Here is an 18,273-nt window from a genome sequence, read left to right as displayed (position 1 = left end):
GCAAATAACGAGGGAGGCTCCTGAACCAAGTGGGTTCGGGAGCCTCCCTCGTGGCGTTGACGCAGGTCTAGTTGCCCGGCGCGCCAGCAACCGTGCCGGTCACATCGGCGCGGTGGAAATTCATGTGTGAACGAGATGCGGTCGGACCGCGCTGGCCGCGGTAGCGCGAGAATGTTGCACCTGAACCGTAGGGTCGTTCTGCCGGTGAGGTCAGCTGGAAGAAGCAGAGCTGGCCGATCTTCATGCCTGGCCAGAGGCGGATCGGCAGGGTTGCGACATTTGACAGCTCGAGGGTGATGTGGCCCTCGAAGCCGGGGTCAATGAAGCCAGCAGTCGAGTGGGTCAGCAGGCCGAGGCGGCCGAGTGAGCTTTTGCCTTCTAGACGTGCCGCAATGTTGTCCGGCAGGCTGACCTGCTCATAGGTTGATCCGAGTACGAATTCACCCGGGTGAAGAATGAAGCCTTCTTCGGGGTCCACCTCGATCAGACGGGTGAGCTCTGGTTGGTCCTGCGACGGGTCGATGACCGCGTACTTGTGGTTATCAAAGAGCCGGAAGTAACGGTCAAGACGCACGTCAACGCTTGACGGCTGCACCATTTCTGGTTCGCTTGGGCTGAGCCCAATGCGTCCGGAAGCGAGTTCGGCGTTAATATCACGATCTGAGAGCAGCACGGTTTTATCCTACGTTGGAATTTCTTCGGTGATGGCAAAGAGCAGCTCAGCAATGCGTTCGCCAAGCTCATTGAGCCCTTCTGGGGCGTCATAGCCTGACACGGCGGAGATACGGAATGAGCGTTCGTATACAGAGCCGAGCACGATCATTGCGTTTTCGCTGGGGAGCGAGAAGCGGCGCCCAGCGACGTGCAGAATCTCGTCGACAAGATCGGCAAGCTCGGCGCGGAACTTGCTCACAAAGTCGATGTAGTTCAGGGAGCCGTTTGGCTCACGCATGACGAGCAGCAAGAACTCGGTCTCAAGTGCGAACCATTTTGCTTCATCGCCGGTTTCGAAGAAGAAGTCTGCGACATATCCAGCTGCTTCCTCGGTGCTGATGGGGCATGCTTGCTCGGCAAGGTGGGGCATGAGTGCAGTCGTACGAGCGCGCAGATCAGCTGCTCGTCTTGCGTATGCGCGATTGAACAGCTCGACGAACAGTTCTTCTTTGCTGGAGAAGTTCGAATAGAACGCACCACGGGTGAAGCCTGCGCGACTCGTGATGAGTTCGACTGATGCTGCTTGGAACCCGGTTTCGGTAAACACCTCGAAGGCGGCATCGAGCAGGCGTGAGCGAGTCTCTTGCCGGCGTGCGCTTGGCACGGCATCGGTGAGGTGCGTGGTGTCGGGTATCTCGGAGAGCATTTGCACCATTCTCCCATCTCTTCCGCCCTCGGAAGTTCCTGAGAATTGTCGGATACACCAGTGTATCGAAACGGATACACTTGTGTATCGAATAGTCGATACGCAACTGTATCGGCCGCACCGAAAGGTCAGAATGTCGACAGCTCTCTACGCGCTTGGCCGCTGGGCCAGCCGGTACAAAGCGCTCGTACTTGCACTGTGGATCGCGTTGCTCCTGCTCTTGGGTGCAGGCGCAGCGGTCTTTGGCAAGGGTGCGAATGGACCGATTGCAATCCCCGGCACCGAGTCGCAAGACGCGATCACGTCGCTCAGCCACACCTTCCCTGAGGTGAGTGGTACGAGCGCGACAGTCATCGTGGTCGCTCCAGAGGGCAAGTCGGTTGAAGATGCTCCGTACCGCGATGTGATCATCGACGCGACGGCTGAGCTTGAATCGCTCCCCGATGTCAGTGGTGTGCAGACGCCATTCTCGGAGCTGATGAGTAGTGGCCTGTCCGATGACGGTCAGGCAGCGTTGCTCACGGTGCAGATCGAGTCAGACATGTCGACGGTCGCAGATGAAACGGTGTCAGGCATTGAGCAGGTGACGGAAGACATTCGTGACGCGCTGCCGCAGGGGGCTCAAGTCTCATACGGTGGCGAGATCTTCTCAGCCGCGATTCCAGGTGTGACCGCTTCAGAAGCGATCGGTGTGATTATCGCGTTCATCGTGCTGATTCTTACGCTGGGTTCGCTCATCGCTGCCGGAATGCCGCTCATCATCGCGATACTTGGCGTCGGCATTTCAGTGGCTGGCGTGTTCTTCGTGACCGCCTTCGTTGAGCTCACATCGACCACCCCAATGCTCGCGCTGATGCTCGGTCTTGCTGTCGGCATCGACTACACCTTGTTCATCGTGAGTAGGCATCAGGAGCAGCTTCGCGCGGGACTGCCAGTGAAGGAATCTATTGCACGCGCAACTGCGACTTCTGGCTCTGCTGTTGTCTTCGCCGGTCTCACGGTGATCATCGCGCTCGTCGGACTGTCAGTCGCCAGGATTCCGTTCCTCACCGCGCTCGGTGTTGCTGCGGCAGTTGCTGTCGCGATTGCCGTCGCAATCTCGATCACCCTCACACCAGCGATCCTTGCAATGGCCGGGTTGAAGATTCTGCCGAAGAAACAGCGTAAAGCGCTCGCCGAAGCTGGCCCCGCAGGCCCGCCCGAGCCACAGCCCACCCGTGCCGATCGCTTCTTTGCTGGCTGGGTTCGGGGTGCCACGCGTCGCCCGATCCTCACCATTGTTGCGGTGCTTGCGGTGCTCGGCGTTGCAGCAATCCCTGCCGCGGATCTTCGCCTCGCGCTCCCCAACGCAACATCGCTTGAGGCTGATGACCCGGCACGAGTGACTTTTGAACTGACCGGTGAGCACTTTGGTGATGGCAGCAACGGTCCGTTGCTGCTCACCGGATCGATCATCTCGAGCACTGATCCGCTCGGCCTCATGGATGACATGAAGGCAGAGCTCCTCGCGATGCCAGGTGTCGCGGATGTGCCGCTTGCCACCCCGAATCAGGGCGCAGATACCGCGATCATTCAGATCGTGCCTGAAGACGGCCCGCATGCCGAGAGCACGACGAAACTCGTGCATGATCTGCGTGACAAGCACGATGACTGGGTCGAAAAGTATGACGTGAGCTTCGCCGTGACGGGCTTCACGGCAGTCGCGATCGACGTTTCTGAGAAGCTCATGCTCGCGCTCGTACCGTTCGGCATTCTCGTGGTTGGTCTCTCGCTCGTGTTGCTTGCGATGGTGTTCCGCTCGGTGTGGGTGCCGATCAAGGCGACGCTTGGCTTCGTGCTGTCGGTCGGCGTGAGCTTCGGTGCGGTTGTCGCAGTCTTCCAATGGGGATGGTTCGCAGATCTCCTGAATGTGCCGTCGGCGGGACCCGTGCTGAGCTTCATGCCGATCATCCTGATGGGTGTGCTGTTTGGCCTCGCGATGGACTACGAGGTGTTCCTCGTCGCCCGAATTCGCGAGGAATACGTGCACGGTGCAGACGCTCAGTCGGCTATTCGGCGCGGCTTCGCAGGCAGTGCCAAGGTCGTCACCGCAGCAGCGCTCATCATGTTTGCGGTCTTTGCCGCCTTCGTTCCAGAGGGAGACCCGTCGATTAAGGTCATCGCGCTCGGCCTCGCAGTCGGTGTCGCCGTTGATGCCTTTGTTGTTCGCATGACCCTCGTCCCAGCAGTCCTCGCCCTGCTCGGCGACCGCGCTTGGCGCATGCCGAAGTGGCTCGCGAAGGCGCTCCCTTCGTTCGATGTTGAGGGCGAGGGACTCGCACGCGAGATCAAGCACGAGTCCTGGCCGGTCGACCTCCCAGACGCAGTCATCGCAGCTGAAGACCTCAGCCTCGAAGGCGGGGCGCGGATCGAGCATCTGCGCGTTGCTCCAGGCCAAGCGCTTGTGCTCTCGCCAGCGGATCCGCGTGCGGTTGCGCTCGCTGAGGCGTGCACTGGCCGTCGTGCGGTGCGTTTCGGCACGCTCAAGGTTGACGGTTTACTCATGCCAGAACGCGCGGGAACGCTGCGAACCCGATCCGCCTGGGCAACACAGGGGACGGTACGGGCCGCGCTGAGCGACCGCCCTGCCGTCCTCGTGCTTGATCTCAGCGATGCGATGCTCGTCGGTCTTTCGCTCGACGAACAGCGCGATCTACGATCCGCTCTCGGTGCTGGCGTCGTCGACGCTCAGACCAGGAACGCCCCCATCTTCATTGTGATCGGTTCGGCTGAAGTCGCCGCACAAACGGTTCCAACGGGGACCGACATTGTTTCTCTGACCCAGTTCACTGAGGGAGTCACCCGATGACCAGCACGCAGAACACGACACGTGCGACGCTGCCACGACTGCGCGGGCGCAAGCCAGTAAACGCGACCACGATTCTCGGATTGGTGCTCGTGCCGTTCGTGATTGCTGGACTCTTCATTTGGGGTCTCTGGAACCCGACGGAGCGACTGCAAGACGTCACTGCGGCGGTCGTGAACCTTGATGAGCCCGTTGAGCTTGATGGCCAACTGGTACCGCTCGGTCGCGTGCTCGCTGGTGAACTCATTGGCGGCCCGAAGCAGGCGAGCGACCAGGCGAACTTCACCTGGATCCTGACCGACGAGGAGGAGGCCGAGGCCGGGCTGAAAGACGGGAAGTACGCGACAATCGTGACGATTCCCGAGACGTTCTCGGCCGCAGCGACCTCTATGTCAGGCGACGCGGATGAGGTGCGCCAGGCGCGCATCGACATTACCGAGAGCGATCGCGGTCGTTTGATCGATACCGCGCTTTCGGGAATCGTGACGCAAACTGCGACGCGCGTGCTCAACGAGCAGCTTGGTACGCAGTCCGTCAGCGCGCTCTTTGGCGGAATGACTGAGCTGAGCGAAGGTATCGGTGGGGCGGCCGACGGGGCGAAGAAGCTCGCCGATGGCAACACGCAGCTCGCTACCGGAGTAAAGGGCGTAGCTGACGGCACGACTGAGCTCGCATCAGGTACGTCAGAGCTTGCATCCGGCACGTCAGAGCTTGCCAGCGGCGCTGGCGAACTCGCTGATGGCACGGCCCAGCTCGCGACAGGAGCCTCAGGCCTCGCGCAGGGCATGCGTGCCTTCACCTCGGGCGATGGTACCGCCGAGAATCCGGGTTTGAACGGCTATGCGGCAGGCCTTGGCACGCTTGTGCACGGCAACGGCGGAGACAATCCCGGCATGGTGACCTATCTTCAAGGTGTAGACGCATACGCGACCGGGGTGGGAGACACCTTGAGCGCTGTCCGCGATCCGCTGGCACAACTGTTTGCTGGGCTTGAAGGAAACGTGGATGCGCTGAAGGCAACCCTCGCCGCGATCGAGAGCGGTCTACTTCCGCTGCCGCCAGAGATCGACAAAGATCAGCTGGTGACCGCACTGAACACTGCGATTCAGGCCATCGAAAACGGTGGCCTCGACGAAGCGCTCGACGGCTTTGACGATCTGACGGCAGGCAGCTATGCAGTTGCTGGAGGCGCGAAGCAGTACGCTGGCGCGCTCCCAGGCATTGCAGATGGTGCCAACCAACTTGCTGCAGGTTCAGAACAGCTCACACAGGGTGCTGAGCAGCTCTCATCTGGTGTCGGCGGGCTCTCTGCGGGTGCTTCGGCTCTCGCGTCCGGCACGAACGAGTTGGCGTCTGGCACCAACGAACTCGCTGCTGGCACGAATGAGCTTGCTGCCGGCACCTCAAAGCTCGCAGAAGGCAGTGACGCTGCGGCCAAGGGTACCCGCGAGCTTGCTGGTGGCCTGCGCGAAGCAGCAGACGGCATCCCGAGTTACACCGATGAGCAGGCTGAGAACCTGGCAAAGACCGCGGTCACGCCGGTGAAGGCTGAGGGCGGAAGCGACGAAATCTTCTCGGGCGCTGGCCTGCCGTTCTTCGCCGGCATCGCGCTGTGGGCTGGTGCGCTCGCGAGCTTCCTCGTTCTTGCACCGCTCTGGAGCCGCACCCGTGACGCCGCCCGTAGCGTCGGCTGGATCACGCTTCGCAGTGCGGGGCCAGCTGCGGCAATTGGCGCCGCACAGGGCGCCATTGCCGGCATCGTGCTTCCTGCTGCGCTGCAGTATGACTTCCAGCAGGGAACCGCGTTCTTCTGCCTCGCCGTGCTCGCAGGTGTTGCCTTCGCGCTCATCGTGCAGGGACTCTCTGCGCTGCTCGGCGGACTCGGCCGGTTCCTTGCGTTCGGCCTGCTCGTCGTCGGCTTCGTCGTCGGCGTCGTGTCGACCGTCCCGGCGGGCCTCGCCGCCGTCGGCGACGCGAGCCCGATTGGCGCTGCGTTTAGCGGGTTCCAGGCCGTCGCAGCAGATACCGGTGGAGCAGGGCTCGCGGCCTTCCTCCTCATCTTGTGGGGCCTCGGAGGCTTGGTCCTTACCGCGTTTGGCGTCATGCGCGCACGCGCTGCCCACAAGAAGTAGGGCGCACACGCGCAAGGGGCGCGGATCACCAGGTGTTGGTGATCCGCGCCCCTTGCGCGTGTGCGGGATGCGTTAGGCGAGTGCGCCCTCGTGGGCCTCACACGAAATGCCTGCGTGCGTTTCGCAGACGACGAAGCGGGTCTTGCAGCTGGGAAGCGTGCAGTCTGAGACACGGTTGGACGGTGCCTCACACACGCGGCAGCGGCCAATGACCTCGGCGCCAGGTGCGAAGTCCATGACCTCGCGGCCATCGAAGACGGCAAGCGAGCCTTCCCAGAGACCGTCGTTGCCGAATGCCTCGCCGTACTTCACGATGCCACCGTCGATCTGGTACACCTCATTGAAGCCGCGGTTCTTCATCGCAACCGAGAGAATCTCGCACCGAATGCCGCCGGTGCAGTAGGTCACGACTGGGCGGTCCTTGATGTGGTCGAAGTCGCCGCTTTCAATTTGCTTGATGAAGTCGTGGGTCGTGCGTACGTCAGGCACAATCGCGCCTTTGAACTTGCCGACCTCGGCCTCCCACGCATTGCGACCATCGAAGAACACGACGTCATCGCCGCGCTCAGCGACGAGTTCATTCACGCCGGCGGGGGAGAGATGCTCGCCGCCACCGACAACACCAGCCGCGTCAACCACGGTCTCCTCAGGGATACCGAATGCCACGAGCTCGTCACGTGCCTTCACGCTGAGCTTCGGGAAATCAATGATGCGACGCCACGGTGCACGGCGGTCTTTGCCATGCAACAGCTCTGGCTCTTCCGGCGCGAAGCCGGTACCTTCGCTCCACTTCACCTCGAGGCCGTTGAACGGACCAAACTCACGCGTACGGCGGATGTACTGCTTGCACGCATCAAGCTCACCACCGACGGTGCCGTTAATGCCGTGCTTCGAGATGATGATGCGGCCGCGCAGGCCGAGCGACCGACACAGCTCCGTCTGCCACAGGCGGACAGCTTCTGGGTCGGCGATGGGGGCAAATGCGTAATACAGCAGAATCTTGGGCTCGCTCACGATACCCATGGTAATCCGCGCGGCTGACAACCGTGGTTGGGGGAGCGGATCCGCCCCACAAATTCGAGCAAAACCAATTTGTGAATCGCCCGGGATTGCCGTAAAGTAGGCGACTGGCCGTTCGCAGTTCCAGCGAATGGACCGTGGAACCTGGCAACGTGCGCGAGTGCAGTTCGGGTTCTGCAGACAAGCAATCTTGGGTGAGGCCGTCCGGTCTCACGGTAGAGAGGAAATCACCATGGCAGCAGTGTGCCAGGTGACCGGCGCCGTTCCCGGCTTTGGTCACAACATTTCGCACTCGCACCGTCGCACCAAGCGTCGGTTCGATCCGAACATCCAGAAGAAGACCTACTTCGTGCCTTCGCTCGGCCGCAAGGTGACCCTGACCCTCTCGGTCAAGGGCATCAAGGTGATCGACGCTCGTGGCATCGAGGCAGTCGTTGCTGATCTGAAGAAGCGTGGGGTGAAGTTCTAATGGCTAAGGACAAGGACGTACGTCCGATCATCAAGCTGCGTTCGACGGCAGGTACTGGTTTCACTTACGTGACCAAGAAGAACCGTCGTAACACCCCCGACCGCCTCGTGCTCAAGAAGTACGATCCGGTTATCCGTAAGCACGTTGAATTCCGAGAGGAGCGCTAAACATGGCTAAGAAGAGCATGATTGCAAAGAACAAGCAGCGTCAGGCTATCGTTGAGCGCTACGCTGCAAAGCGTCTCGAGCTCAAGGCTGCCCTCATCGACCCCAACGGTACCGATGAGAGCCGCGAGGCTGCTCGCGTAGGCCTGCAGAAGCTTCCCCGTAACGCTTCGCCGGTCCGCGTTCGTAACCGCGACGTCATCGACGGCCGCCCCCGTGGCGTTCTGTCGAAGTACGGCATCAGCCGTGTTCGCTTCCGTGACATGGCTCACCGCGGTGAGCTCCCGGGCATCACCAAGTCTTCTTGGTAATTCTCTAGCGTCACGCTGAAAAGGTGGGTGTGGTCCTTCGGGGCCGCACCCACCTTTTGTGTTGGGGGCAAGTCTGCGGGGCGGGTGCGCCCGGCTGCGCCCGGCTCCTCTCGCGCCTCAAGGCGCCCCCGCCCCTCGCTGCGCCCGCACCGCCCCGCGCCCCCGCGAAACCCGGCCTTTCTCTCGAGATGCCCCCTTACATGCGGCAGAAGCGGGTGTTTTCGGGAGAAAGTGTCTGTTTCAGGGTGTTTTGGCACTCAAGGGCGCGGATCAGACCCCAGCCTGTGCGGTTTTCCCGGTGCTCGGCTCGACTGGCATTCGAGGGGCTATTTACTCGCATCTGAGCGTTTTCGAACGCTGTCGGCGAAAAATCGGCGAAAAAACACCTGGAAAGACGAAAATTTCTTCATGAAACCCGCGAAATCACGCCAAACTGAGGTAGATTCGTACGCGATCACATGATCGGACCCTTCGCGATTCTCGGCGAAGAGGTCTCTTAAACCTCAAACAGTGGCCAGCTCTCGAGGGGCCCTGGAAGGACACAACATGGCACTCAACAAGACCGAGCTCGTCGCAAAGATCGCTGCTGAGACTGGCCAGAGCCAGGCTGCAGTTTCGAGCGTCCTCGATGGCCTCTTCTCGGCTGTTTCGGAGACCGTCGCTGCAGGCGAGAAGGTTTCGATCCCCGGTTGGATTTCGTTCGAGACTGCGACCACTGCTGCTCGCACCGGACGCAACCCCCGCACCGGCGAGACCATCGAGATCCCCGCTGGCAAGCGCGTCAAGGTTTCGGTTGGCTCGAAGCTCAAGGCTGCTGTGAAGTAATTTCACTTCCTTGTGAAGGCCCCTTCGTCGTTCGCGGCGGAGGGGCCTTTTGCATGCTGCGCGTGATATCTCTGAGGGTGCAGGGGGGCGCGCTCGTATTGCGGCCGCTCTAGACCCCTCCCAGCAATCCTGCGTATGCTTGCTCGGTGACTTTGGATTCCCGCGGCAACGCAATACGCCCATGGCCAGCACTCTGGTCGCTCGTTCTCGGCTTCTTCATGATCTTGGTGGATACCACGATCGTGTCGGTCGCGAATCCGACGATCATGGCTGGTCTTGACACCACCATGACGCTCACGCTGTGGGCGACAAGTGCGTATCTGCTCGCATACGCGGTGCCGCTGCTCATCACGGGCCGCCTTGGCGACCGCTTCGGTCCGCGCCGTGTGTACCTCATCGGTCTGACTGTCTTCACCCTCGCGTCACTCGCGTGCGGTCTTGCGCCTTCGATTGAGCTACTGATTGTTGCTCGCGTCTTCCAAGGCCTCGGTGCCGCGCTGATGACACCGCAGACGATGGCTGTAATCACCCGCATCTTTGCGCCTCGCGAGCGTGGCGCAGCAATGGCTGTCTGGGGTATCACCGCTGGCGTTGCGACGCTCGTCGGTCCGATTCTCGGTGGCTTCTTGCTTGACGCTGCGGGCTGGGAGTGGATCTTCTTCATCAACGTTCCGGTCGGTGTGCTCGCCTTCATTCTCGCGATGCGCAATGTGCCGGTGCTCGAGAAGCATCAGCGTCGTTTCGACTGGCTTGGTGTCGTGTTGAGCGCGGTCGGACTCTTCCTGGTCGTGTTCGGTGTGCAGGAGGGCGAGTCCTTTGACTGGGGTCAGATCTGGGGCCCGGTTACGGTCTGGGGCGTCATTATCGCCGGTGTCGTTGTGCTCGCTGTTTTCGTTTGGTGGCAGAAGGTGCAGAAGGGTGAACCGCTGCTCCCGCTCGAGCTCTTCCGCGACCGCAACTTCTCGATAGGTTCACTCGCAATCACCACCGTTGGCTTCACCGTCACCGGCATGAGCTTGCCGCTCATGTTCTACTACCAGCTGGTGCGCGGTCTGACCCCGACGCAGTCGGCGCTTATGCTCGTTCCAATGGCCGTGCTCTCGGCAGCGCTCGCAAAGCCTGTTGGTAGCTTCATCGATAACCACGATCCGCGCCGGCTCGCGCCGATTGCCCTGATCCTCGTCGCGGTGGGACTTGGTCTCTACATGCTGTGGTTGACGCCCGATGCATCGATTTGGCTGCTGCTCGTACCGAGTGCCGTCCTTGGTCTCGCAAATGCGATTATGTGGGGCCCGCTCGCGGCCATCACCACGTTCAGCCTGAAGCCAGAGCTCGCTGGCGCCGGATCCGGCGTCTACAACACCACCCGTCAGATCGGCGCAGTGCTTGGCTCGGCAGCGATGGCTGTGCTCATGGCAGAACGCCTCGCTGCGCACCTCGGTGCTGGTGCTGCTGCTGGCGGATCCGGCGCACACGTTGAGATCCTTCCTGAGGCGGCGCGTGAAGGCTTTGCGCGGGCAATGGCGGAGTCGATGATCCTTCCTGCGGTCATCATCCTCGTTGGCGCCGTGGTCACGCTCGCATTCAAGCCGCGTCCGGTGAAGACCGGTCCGATTCCAACATCCGCCGACTAATCCGGTGCTGGCCGCCCGGCGACGTGTAAACATGGTGAAGTGAGTAAGCAGCAGACGTTACCTCGAAAGCCGGCAGGCCTTGCGAGCGATACCCTCAACACCGTTGGATTGGTTATCGCGTTAGGGACGTTTTTCGCAACCGTGCCACTTGCGACCCACGATGATGATGCTGGGGCTGCGTGGTGGCTGATCGCACTGGCGATCGGCTCCTCGCTGCTCCTCACCGGTGTCGTCGTGAGAATGTTCCGGCGAAGCGGCAACCTCTTCCGATTGCTGGCACTGCTGCTCATCGTGGCAGTGGTGTGTGCGCTCGGGATCTATACGGTCGCGACTGAGCTTCCTGGTCAGTTTGCCGGGATTGAGACGCGCATCGACGCGTTGTACTTTACGCTCACCACGATGACGACGACCGGTTACGGCGACATTCACGCGGTCGGTCAGCTGGCGCGGATCATCGTTTCGTTCATCTTCCTCTTCGACCTGGTCTTCCTGGGCCTCGTCGGTGTTGAACTCTCGCGCATTGCGCAGCGGAAGCAAGATGATTCTGAGGCACCTGATCCAGTGAGCGCGGATCCGCACAACTCTGCGGTCTCTCACACGGAAGATGAGCTGGCAGCACCCGAAGATGCACCCACAGAAATGTCTGCTGCGCACCCTGAAGCAGCCGTCGAAGTGGACCCCGCGGCAAGGCCACCGGCGGGACAGCCCGCACCCCAGCCCGAAACTGATGGGACTGTCGCATGACCGACGCAGCACCGAAGCCAACGGCATGGACGCGCCTTCGAGCTCGCGTTCGCCCCGTCCTGACGGCAGTCGGCATGGGTGGGTTTGCCGGTCTCATCACGATCCTCACGTTCCAGGGAATGATGTGGCTACAACACGTCATCTGGGGTACCACTCCCGTTGGACCCTTGCGGATCGTGCTCACGATCCTGTCTGGTGGCGCATTGCTGTTGGTGCTCGCACGATTCTCTCCGGCAGAGACCGTTGACGAACTGATCCGCGATACTCGTCATCCGTGGCTGCAATCGCGCCGAACCATTACCGTGACTGCGCTGGTCGCGATCGTTTCGGTCGCGTTCGGCGGCGCAATCGGCCCAGAGGCTGGTCTACTTGCGGTGGTGGCTCAGTGCTCTGCGATCGTCTCGCGATTGATTGCGCGCGACGAGGCGCAGGCGCGCGCCATCTCAGAAGCCAGCGCTGCGGGGTCGCTCGGTGGCCTCTACGGCTCGCCTCCTGCGGCGGCGGCGCTCGAAGGCGACCTGCTTGCGCCGAGCAAACTCGCTGCGTTTATTGCGGGCGTATCAGGCTTCTTCGTGTTCATCTTTGTTGCGCGCAACATCTTCGGCGGCGAGGGCGTCACGCGGGTCCCGTTGCCCGAAGCGACAGACGGTGTTGCCTGGCTTCTGCTGGTGCCGGTGATCGTTGGCGCAGTGTTTGGTGCGGCCTTCCGGGTGCTGCATGGACGGCTCGAATCGTTTGCCGCAGCAGTGCGGCGCCCGTGGCTACTCACCGTGATCGGAACGGCGCTCTTCGCGGCGCTTGCTGCGCTGCTTCCCCTCGTGCGTTTCTCTGGGCACCACGACCTTGCCGTCGTGAACGACCTCTATTCCGCGGGCGAAGGAAGCTTCCTCTGGGTACTTGCCCTCGCGAAACTTACTGCCCTACTGATCTGTCTTGGTGCCGGTTGGCGAGGTGGTGAGATCTTCCCGTTGATCTTCATCGGTGCAGCAGCTGGTGCGGCCTGTGCAGTACTGCTTCCTGAGGCGGATCCTGCCGCCGCGGTGCTCGCCGCGATGGCCGCAACGGTGACGGTGGGCTGGCGTAGGCCGCTCGCGGCGTTCCTGCTGCTCATACTCGTGGTCGAAGGTGTCACTGTGCTGCCACTGCTTGCTGGAGTGGGCGGTGGCCTCATCGTTGACCGGCTGTTCTTCAGCGCTGCTGAATCACCAGACCCTGAGCCCGAATCTGCACCAACCGTTACTCAGTAGATCTCGCTACCTACCGTGGGTTCTGCAGGCTCTGGCGCGGCATGGGCGGATCCACCAAGATTCAGCATCACCACATCGGCGATGGTGAGCACAACGCCGATGAGCTGCACCGGAGTCAAACGCTCGTGGTACGCGACGAAGCCGATGCCGACGACGAGTACCGTTCCTGCTGCCGACCAGATCGCGTATGCCATTCCAACCGGCATCGTTTTCAGCACGTGTGAGAGCAGGTAGAACGACAGCGCGTATCCACCGATGACCCCAACGGTTGGCCACAGTTTGGTGAACCCCTCAGAGAGCTTCAACATCGACGTTGCGAACACTTCGAGCATGATGGCGAAGCTGAGTAGTAGCCAGTGCATGGGACACCCTTTGCGAAAAATGGAGAGACAGTTCGCGCAGGGATGCTGTGCGCGCAGCGGATCCGCGCACAGCATGTGACATGGATACCGAACACATCTAACCAGACCTTCAAACCGCAAAATGACTACGACATATGTACGCTCGGTGAATCACTGAGCAGGGCCGCGTGCGTCTCGCTAGGGTGGCAGAAGCAGATGGCACACACGCGCCTGCAGACACGAAGGGTGAAGAAATGATCGTCGCGTTCTCCGTAGCACCAAGTGGCGGACCGGAAGGGGCCGCTGACGGCTCAGTATCACCAGCAGTCGCGCAGGCGGTGAAGGTCGTGCGTGAATCGGGCCTGCCTCACCGGACTTCGTCAATGTTTACCGAGATTGAGGGCACGTGGGACGAGTGCTTTGACGTGGTGAAGCGAGCGACCGAGGCAGTGATGCCGTTTGGTGCGCGAGTTTCGCTCGTGATCAAAGCAGACATCCGCCCGGGCTACGAGGGGGAGCTCGACGGGAAGCTTGAGCGGCTCGAGCGCGCAATCGACGAGGGCTAACGGCCAAATTCGCGAGTGAGTCGTGCGCGGGTATTCGTTACGATTCACACAGATGACCTGAAGGAGGCTGCGTGTGACTGAACTGCTTTCTGACCTCGATCGCCGTATTGTCAGTGCGTTACAGGCCGATGGGCGTGCCTCGTGGAGCACGGTCGCCCGGGCTCTTGACGAGCCGTTGCGTACGGTGTCTCGACGAGGCAAAGAACTCATTGAGTCAGGACTGATCTCAGTGATTGGGCTGCAGAACCTTGGCCCGACCTGCGTGATCGAGATCACATGCAAACCTGCAAGGTTGGTCTCGTTGGCCGAGGAGCTGGCTCAGCATCCGGGCGTCGTGTACGTGTTGGTGCTTGCGAACCCTTCAAGCCTGTTGATTGAAGTGCACGAGCAAACCTTCGACCTTGCAACGATGACGTTGTCAGTGATTCCGGGGTATGCGGGAGTGCTTGAGGTTTCTGCAACGCCTGTGCTTCGGTATTTCAAAACCAATGCAGATTGGCGGCCACCGGTGCTTGAACCAGAGGCCGCAAAGCGCATGGGTGAACCTCACAAGCGTGAGGAGTCAACGGCCACCCCGGTCGCGCTTGAAGGGCCAGACCGCATGATCATTGAAGCGCTTGAGCGCGACGGGCGAACTGGAGTGGCTGAACTTGCGCAGCTAGCTGGCGTCACTGAGCCCACCGCACGCAAACGACTTGGCGACTTGCAAGAGCGTGGCGCATTCACCACTCGCGTGTTGGTTGATGCTGCCCGCCTCGGATTCGCTGTTGAGACGTGCGTGCGGATCACCTGCGCTCCTGGCCAAGTAACCGAACTCGGTTCTTTGATTGCCGCATTGCCTGAGAGTCGTTATGTTGCACAGCTCCTCGGCGAGCACGCGTTGGTTGTGCATTTTGCGGCACGCGACCTGCCGCACGTGCGTGAACTGCTTGATGGCGATTGGACGCGGCGTGCTGGCAGTCTGCATCCCTCGTTGATCACCGCTGTGGCGAAGCGAAGTGGGCGCACATTACCCCTCGCGAAAGGCGTATAACAAAAGTAGAAGCTGCTTCAATTGGCAAAATCCTAAAATCATGATTTACTTAATGACCATTACGGTAAATCAATGATGATGGAGGTCTGCCGTGGAGCAGTTGACCCGGCTGAGCGCAACAGCGTTGCGTGCCCACCTGAGCTCACGCGAAGTCAGCGTGCGCGAGGTTGTCGAAGCACATCTCGACTCGATCGCGCATGGCGAGGCCGTCAACGCGATGGTGACGATCGATGCGGAGGGCGCGCGACGCCAAGCAGACGCACTTGATGCGCAAGGCCCACAGCCAGACCAGCCGCTCTTCGGGCTACCAGTTGGGATCAAGGACACTCACGACACCGCCCACCTGCGCACCACATACGGCTCAGTGCGTCACGCGGCGCACGTGCCCACCCGTGATGCATTGCATGTGCAGCGGATGCGAGGCGCAGGCGCAGTCGTGCTCGGAAAGACAAATGTGCCAGAGTATGCCGCCGGCTCACACTCAGTGAACCGGGTGTTTGGTGCTACGGCCAACCCATATGCGCTTGACCGGTCTGCGGGTGGCAGTAGCGGGGGAGCAGCGGCAGCGCTCGCCGCACGTCAGATTGCGCTCGCTGACGGCAGCGACATGGGAGGATCCCTCCGCAACCCAGCATCGTTCTGCAACATTGTCGGCCTGCGTCCGTCGCCCGGTCTCGTGCCACTTGCAGAATCAGGCAACATTCTGACGCCGTTGACAACTGCGGGGCCGATGGGACGCTACGTCGATGACGTTGCATTGCTGCTGAGCGTGATTGGGCGTCCTGATCCGCACACGCCGGCACCAGTTGCCCCTGATGCGCGGGGACACCGTTGGGCAGGCGGCACTGAGTCCCAGCCCTTGCGAGGGATTCGCATGGCTTGGGCGCCCGATCTGGGCGGCGCGACCCCCGTCGAACGTGAAGTCACCGAAGTGCTTGCGAAAGCAGTGCGCCAGTGCGCGGATCTTGGCGCTGACATCATCGAGACAAGCCCGAATCTTGCCGGGGCAGCTGAAACGTTCGTCCGCTTGCGTGCCGCGGAATTTGAAGCTGAGTGGGGGCACGAGCTTGACGTATTCCCAGAAGACTTCAATGAGCGCATGCGCTGGAACATCGAACTTGGCCGAACCTTGAGCGGACACGACGTCCTGCGTGCACAGGAACAGCAGACGTCGCTGCTGCGTGAGGGTGCGCGGTTCTTCAGTGAATACGACGTGCTGGTTGCGCCAGCCGTCTCGGTTGCCCCATTCCCTATTGAGTGGGATTACCCGCGAGAGGTTGCTGGCGAACAGCAACAGCACTACCTCGACTGGATGCGTGCCGCGACGACTATCACGATGCTCGGTGTCCCCGCGCTGTCAGTTCCGGCTGGATTTACCGCGTCTGGCCTGCCAATTGGCTTGCAAATGGTGTCAGCACATGGCACCGATTACCGCCTACTCGACGTCGCCCGTGCGTATGAGCAGGCCACGCGATTCGCCGATCGCGTCCCTGAAATCTAAAGACGCACTTCGGTGCATTGCAAAGGAGCAACAACCATGAAACCCCGCCTATTCACTCCGGGAAGATTCGCCATAGTGTGCATCCCGGCACTGGGATTTTTCGCGATTCCGTTTCTGCCATTCGCACAACAACCGACGCTGTGGTTTGGATTTCCCGCGGTGCTGGTCTGGAGCGCAGCAATGGTGATTCTCTCTGTGGTCGCACTGCAGATCGTTGACATGCTCTACTTGCGAGCTGGTGGGCGAGAAGCCGACCAGCGTGAGGCAGAGCGGTTCGAGACGCGGCAGATCGAGCTCATTCGAAGTGCGCGGATCGCCGCTGAGGTCGAGGCTGAGGAGGGCACGCGATGACTCTCTCAATCATGATCGTGGTTGGCATTATCTGTATTGGTGCACTCGGGCTCGCGAGCCGCCGCCGTCAGTCAAACATCAGCAATTGGACTGTGGGGGAGCGCAGTAATCCCAAGTGGACCTCGTGGTTCCTGCAAGCCGGAGAATCGCTCACAACCTTCAGCTTCTTGGGGCTTGCAGGCATTGCGTTCGGCGGTGGTGTGAGTGCGAGCTTCGCTGTGGCTTACCTCACAATCTCGTGGCTTGGTCTCTACTTTGTGGCGCCGCGGATCCGTGAGTTTGGTCAGCGCCGTGGGTATCTGACGCTTGGCGACTTCTTTGCCGATCGGTTCCGCAGTCAGGCACTTGGACGCACGGTCGCCGTGATCGGTGCGCTTGCGCTCATACCGTATTTGCAGCTGCAGATCACGGGCCTGGGCATGATCGTCGAGCTTGCGACGGGGAGTGAGCGTGCGCGCGGTCTGAGCATGGTGATTGCCAGCATCTTGGTGGCGATCTTCGTCGCTTGGTCTGGTCTGAAGGGCATCGCTCGCGTTGCGATCTTCAAAGACATCATGATGGTTGTTGCGATGGCAGTGATCGCGGCGGGCCTGCTCATCTCGTTTGGCGGTATCCCGGAGATCTTCGGGCAGATTGCGCGTGAAGCGCCGGTTCTCCTCACGATGCAGGTAGACGGCTATGATCCGGTCTTCTTCGTTACTGCAACGCTCGTCACGGTCATTGGCTCCAGCTTCAATACGCTGCCTCACCTGTGGCCACCAGTACTGGCGGCAAAGAGCGGCGAGGTGCTGCGAAGCAACGCGAAGTGGCTGCCCATTTACCAACTCGTGCTGTTCCTGCCGATCACCGTGGGGCTTGCGGCCGTGCTCGTGCTGCCGGAGGACACAACAGGCAATGCTGTGTTGCTCACGATGTCGGGCGAGATTCTCCCCGAGTGGCTGGTGGGAGTGGTCGCGATTGCGGGTGCGTCAGCAGCAATGGTGCCTGCTTCTGGTGTGGTGATGGGAATCTCAACGCTGGTAACGAGAAACGTGGCTGGCGCGATGAGCGTTGGCAAGCAGATGACGCTCAACTATCTCGTCATTGTCCTCGCGATCGGGCTTGCGCTCGCGTTTGGCCTGGTTCGCTCAGATATTGGGGCACTGCTTCTGCTTACCTACGGCTGCACCACGCAATTCGCACCAGCGATCGCGATTGCGCTCGCAGATCGAGTGCGCGTGGGTGCGGTTCCCATCGCACTCAGTATCTTGACTGGGTCCGTCACCGTGGCGGTGCTCACGTTTGCAAAGGTGCCGCTCGGAAGTTGGGACTCTGGTCTCATTGCGCTCGCCCCAAACCTCATAGTGTTGGTCGTGGCTGAAGCCGTACGACGTGCACGAGGTGGAACTGATGTTGAGCAGGTCGAGATTGATCTTGACCGGAGTCTGGCTACGCAGCGTTAATGCGACGGCGCGGATGCCTGAACTGTGAGTTTGGCATGGTTCAGGCACCCGCCTGCGTTCTAGGAGCAACATGTGTGGGGGCATCGCCCTGCGGGAAGTGCCGTGTCAGTTCGCTGCACTACCCGGTGAATAAGTGATTCCGTGAGGGCCTGTCTCGGAACACGCCCGTGTTTCTGTTCTGGTTTGCGTTCACCCGGGGTTCGGCGTAATGTAATCCCTTGTCGCCGCAACGCAGCCGGGCAGCAAAGCTGGCCTGGTTGATTTGGTTTGCGGTTTCACCGAAACCAA

The 18,273-nt window shown here is 61.0% G+C and carries 18 protein-coding genes; 14 read left to right on the top strand and 4 right to left on the bottom strand.

The genetic code is table 11. The features are described 5' to 3' along the window. Positions 1-67: 67 nt before the first annotated feature. Together dcd and FW756_RS05840 are read right to left on the bottom strand one after the other, a co-directional pair. The gene (gene dcd / locus FW756_RS05845; RefSeq protein WP_446429235.1) at positions 68-673 is read right to left on the bottom strand and encodes a dCTP deaminase; all 606 of its coding nucleotides are present in this window, start codon (positions 671-673) and stop codon (positions 68-70) included. 9 nt (positions 674-682) lie between these two features. Next, the gene (locus FW756_RS05840) at positions 683-1,360 is read right to left on the bottom strand and encodes a TetR/AcrR family transcriptional regulator (RefSeq protein WP_446429234.1); all 678 of its coding nucleotides are present in this window, start codon (positions 1,358-1,360) and stop codon (positions 683-685) included. 133 nt (positions 1,361-1,493) lie between these two features. Between FW756_RS05840 and FW756_RS05835 the strand changes: the two genes are divergently transcribed. Both FW756_RS05835 and FW756_RS05830 read left to right on the top strand, forming a co-directional pair. Beyond that, positions 1,494-4,208: an MMPL family transporter gene (locus tag FW756_RS05835; protein WP_446429233.1), complete on the top strand. Its 2,715-nt coding sequence runs from the start codon at positions 1,494-1,496 to the stop codon at positions 4,206-4,208. Then, positions 4,205-6,337, top strand: a complete 2,133-nt coding sequence (locus FW756_RS05830) for a YhgE/Pip family protein (protein WP_446429232.1) — start codon at positions 4,205-4,207, stop codon at positions 6,335-6,337. Before FW756_RS05835 ends, FW756_RS05830 begins: the two co-directional genes overlap by 4 nt. Before the next feature lie 72 nt (positions 6,338-6,409). Here the strand turns inward: FW756_RS05830 and FW756_RS05825 are convergent, their stop codons facing one another. After that, positions 6,410-7,351, bottom strand: coding sequence for a tRNA uridine(34) hydroxylase (locus FW756_RS05825; protein ID WP_446429231.1), 942 nt, complete (start codon positions 7,349-7,351; stop codon positions 6,410-6,412). Between the two features lie 238 nt (positions 7,352-7,589). On the opposite strand from FW756_RS05825, the gene rpmB reads away from it, so the two are divergent. The 7 genes from rpmB (at position 7,590) to FW756_RS05790 (ending at position 12,751) form a co-directional block, all read left to right on the top strand. Then, positions 7,590-7,826: a 50S ribosomal protein L28 gene (rpmB, locus tag FW756_RS05820; protein WP_188024837.1), complete on the top strand. Its 237-nt coding sequence runs from the start codon at positions 7,590-7,592 to the stop codon at positions 7,824-7,826. Then, positions 7,826-7,993, top strand: coding sequence for a 50S ribosomal protein L33 (rpmG, locus tag FW756_RS05815; protein ID WP_017884003.1), 168 nt, complete (start codon positions 7,826-7,828; stop codon positions 7,991-7,993). Before rpmB ends, rpmG begins: the two co-directional genes overlap by 1 nt. A 2-nt stretch (positions 7,994-7,995) precedes the next feature. Further along, positions 7,996-8,301, top strand: a complete 306-nt coding sequence (gene rpsN / locus FW756_RS05810) for a 30S ribosomal protein S14 (RefSeq protein ID WP_188024838.1) — start codon at positions 7,996-7,998, stop codon at positions 8,299-8,301. 546 nt (positions 8,302-8,847) lie between these two features. Then, positions 8,848-9,126, top strand: coding sequence for an HU family DNA-binding protein (locus FW756_RS05805; RefSeq protein WP_188024839.1), 279 nt, complete (start codon positions 8,848-8,850; stop codon positions 9,124-9,126). A 146-nt stretch (positions 9,127-9,272) separates the two neighbouring features. Continuing rightward, on the top strand, positions 9,273-10,760 hold the full coding sequence (locus tag FW756_RS05800; protein ID WP_446429230.1) for a DHA2 family efflux MFS transporter permease subunit: 1,488 nt from the start codon (positions 9,273-9,275) through the stop codon (positions 10,758-10,760). 39 nt (positions 10,761-10,799) lie between these two features. After that, complete coding sequence (locus tag FW756_RS05795; RefSeq protein WP_446429229.1) at positions 10,800-11,504, top strand: ion channel; 705 nt, start codon at positions 10,800-10,802, stop codon at positions 11,502-11,504. Beyond that, positions 11,501-12,751: a chloride channel protein gene (locus FW756_RS05790; RefSeq protein ID WP_446429228.1), complete on the top strand. Its 1,251-nt coding sequence runs from the start codon at positions 11,501-11,503 to the stop codon at positions 12,749-12,751. The genes FW756_RS05795 and FW756_RS05790 overlap by 4 nt, the downstream gene beginning before the upstream one ends. Here FW756_RS05790 and FW756_RS05785 read toward each other — a convergent pair. Beyond that, complete coding sequence (locus FW756_RS05785; RefSeq protein ID WP_446429227.1) at positions 12,745-13,113, bottom strand: DMT family transporter; 369 nt, start codon at positions 13,111-13,113, stop codon at positions 12,745-12,747. The genes FW756_RS05790 and FW756_RS05785 overlap by 7 nt on opposite strands. Before the next feature lie 233 nt (positions 13,114-13,346). On the opposite strand from FW756_RS05785, the gene FW756_RS05780 reads away from it, so the two are divergent. The 5 genes from FW756_RS05780 (at position 13,347) to FW756_RS05760 (ending at position 17,985) form a co-directional block, all read left to right on the top strand. Continuing rightward, positions 13,347-13,658 carry a thiamine-binding protein gene (locus FW756_RS05780; RefSeq protein ID WP_446429654.1) on the top strand — a complete coding sequence of 104 codons (312 nt, stop codon included), beginning with the start codon at positions 13,347-13,349 and terminating at the stop codon, positions 13,656-13,658. 73 nt (positions 13,659-13,731) lie between these two features. Next, the gene (locus FW756_RS05775; RefSeq protein WP_446429226.1) at positions 13,732-14,691 is read left to right on the top strand and encodes an Lrp/AsnC family transcriptional regulator; all 960 of its coding nucleotides are present in this window, start codon (positions 13,732-13,734) and stop codon (positions 14,689-14,691) included. A gap of 91 nt (positions 14,692-14,782) precedes the next feature. Next, entirely contained in the window at positions 14,783-16,192 is a 1,410-nt protein-coding gene (locus FW756_RS05770; RefSeq protein WP_446429225.1) for an amidase, read from the top strand. A 36-nt stretch (positions 16,193-16,228) separates the two neighbouring features. Further along, positions 16,229-16,543: a hypothetical protein gene (locus tag FW756_RS05765; protein ID WP_446429224.1), complete on the top strand. Its 315-nt coding sequence runs from the start codon at positions 16,229-16,231 to the stop codon at positions 16,541-16,543. Next, on the top strand, positions 16,540-17,985 hold the full coding sequence (locus tag FW756_RS05760) for a sodium:solute symporter family protein (RefSeq protein WP_446429223.1): 1,446 nt from the start codon (positions 16,540-16,542) through the stop codon (positions 17,983-17,985). Before FW756_RS05765 ends, FW756_RS05760 begins: the two co-directional genes overlap by 4 nt. Positions 17,986-18,273 lie beyond the last annotated feature (288 nt).

The sequence above is a fragment of the Leucobacter sp. 1207-22 genome, assembly GCF_052850455.1.
Note: the sequence above shows the minus strand (reverse complement) of the source record. Positions and strands in the feature narration are given on the sequence as shown.

What these genes read in the sequence shown, in the direction of transcription:
- FW756_RS05780 (WP_446429654.1), top strand. Translation starts at nt 13,347, where the DNA reads ATGATCGTCGCGTTCTCCGTAGCACCAAGTGGCGGACCGGAAGGGGCC.
- rpmB (WP_188024837.1), top strand. Translation starts at nt 7,590, where the DNA reads ATGGCAGCAGTGTGCCAGGTGACCGGCGCCGTTCCCGGCTTTGGTCAC.
- FW756_RS05765 (WP_446429224.1), top strand. Translation starts at nt 16,229, where the DNA reads ATGAAACCCCGCCTATTCACTCCGGGAAGATTCGCCATAGTGTGCATC.
- rpmG (WP_017884003.1), top strand. Translation starts at nt 7,826, where the DNA reads ATGGCTAAGGACAAGGACGTACGTCCGATCATCAAGCTGCGTTCGACG.
- FW756_RS05830 (WP_446429232.1), top strand. Translation starts at nt 4,205, where the DNA reads ATGACCAGCACGCAGAACACGACACGTGCGACGCTGCCACGACTGCGC.
- FW756_RS05805 (WP_188024839.1), top strand. Translation starts at nt 8,848, where the DNA reads ATGGCACTCAACAAGACCGAGCTCGTCGCAAAGATCGCTGCTGAGACT.
- FW756_RS05760 (WP_446429223.1), top strand. Translation starts at nt 16,540, where the DNA reads ATGACTCTCTCAATCATGATCGTGGTTGGCATTATCTGTATTGGTGCA.
- FW756_RS05790 (WP_446429228.1), top strand. Translation starts at nt 11,501, where the DNA reads ATGACCGACGCAGCACCGAAGCCAACGGCATGGACGCGCCTTCGAGCT.
- FW756_RS05785 (WP_446429227.1), bottom strand. Translation starts at nt 13,113, where the DNA reads ATGCACTGGCTACTACTCAGCTTCGCCATCATGCTCGAAGTGTTCGCA.
- FW756_RS05840 (WP_446429234.1), bottom strand. Translation starts at nt 1,360, where the DNA reads ATGCTCTCCGAGATACCCGACACCACGCACCTCACCGATGCCGTGCCA.
- FW756_RS05835 (WP_446429233.1), top strand. Translation starts at nt 1,494, where the DNA reads ATGTCGACAGCTCTCTACGCGCTTGGCCGCTGGGCCAGCCGGTACAAA.
- rpsN (WP_188024838.1), top strand. Translation starts at nt 7,996, where the DNA reads ATGGCTAAGAAGAGCATGATTGCAAAGAACAAGCAGCGTCAGGCTATC.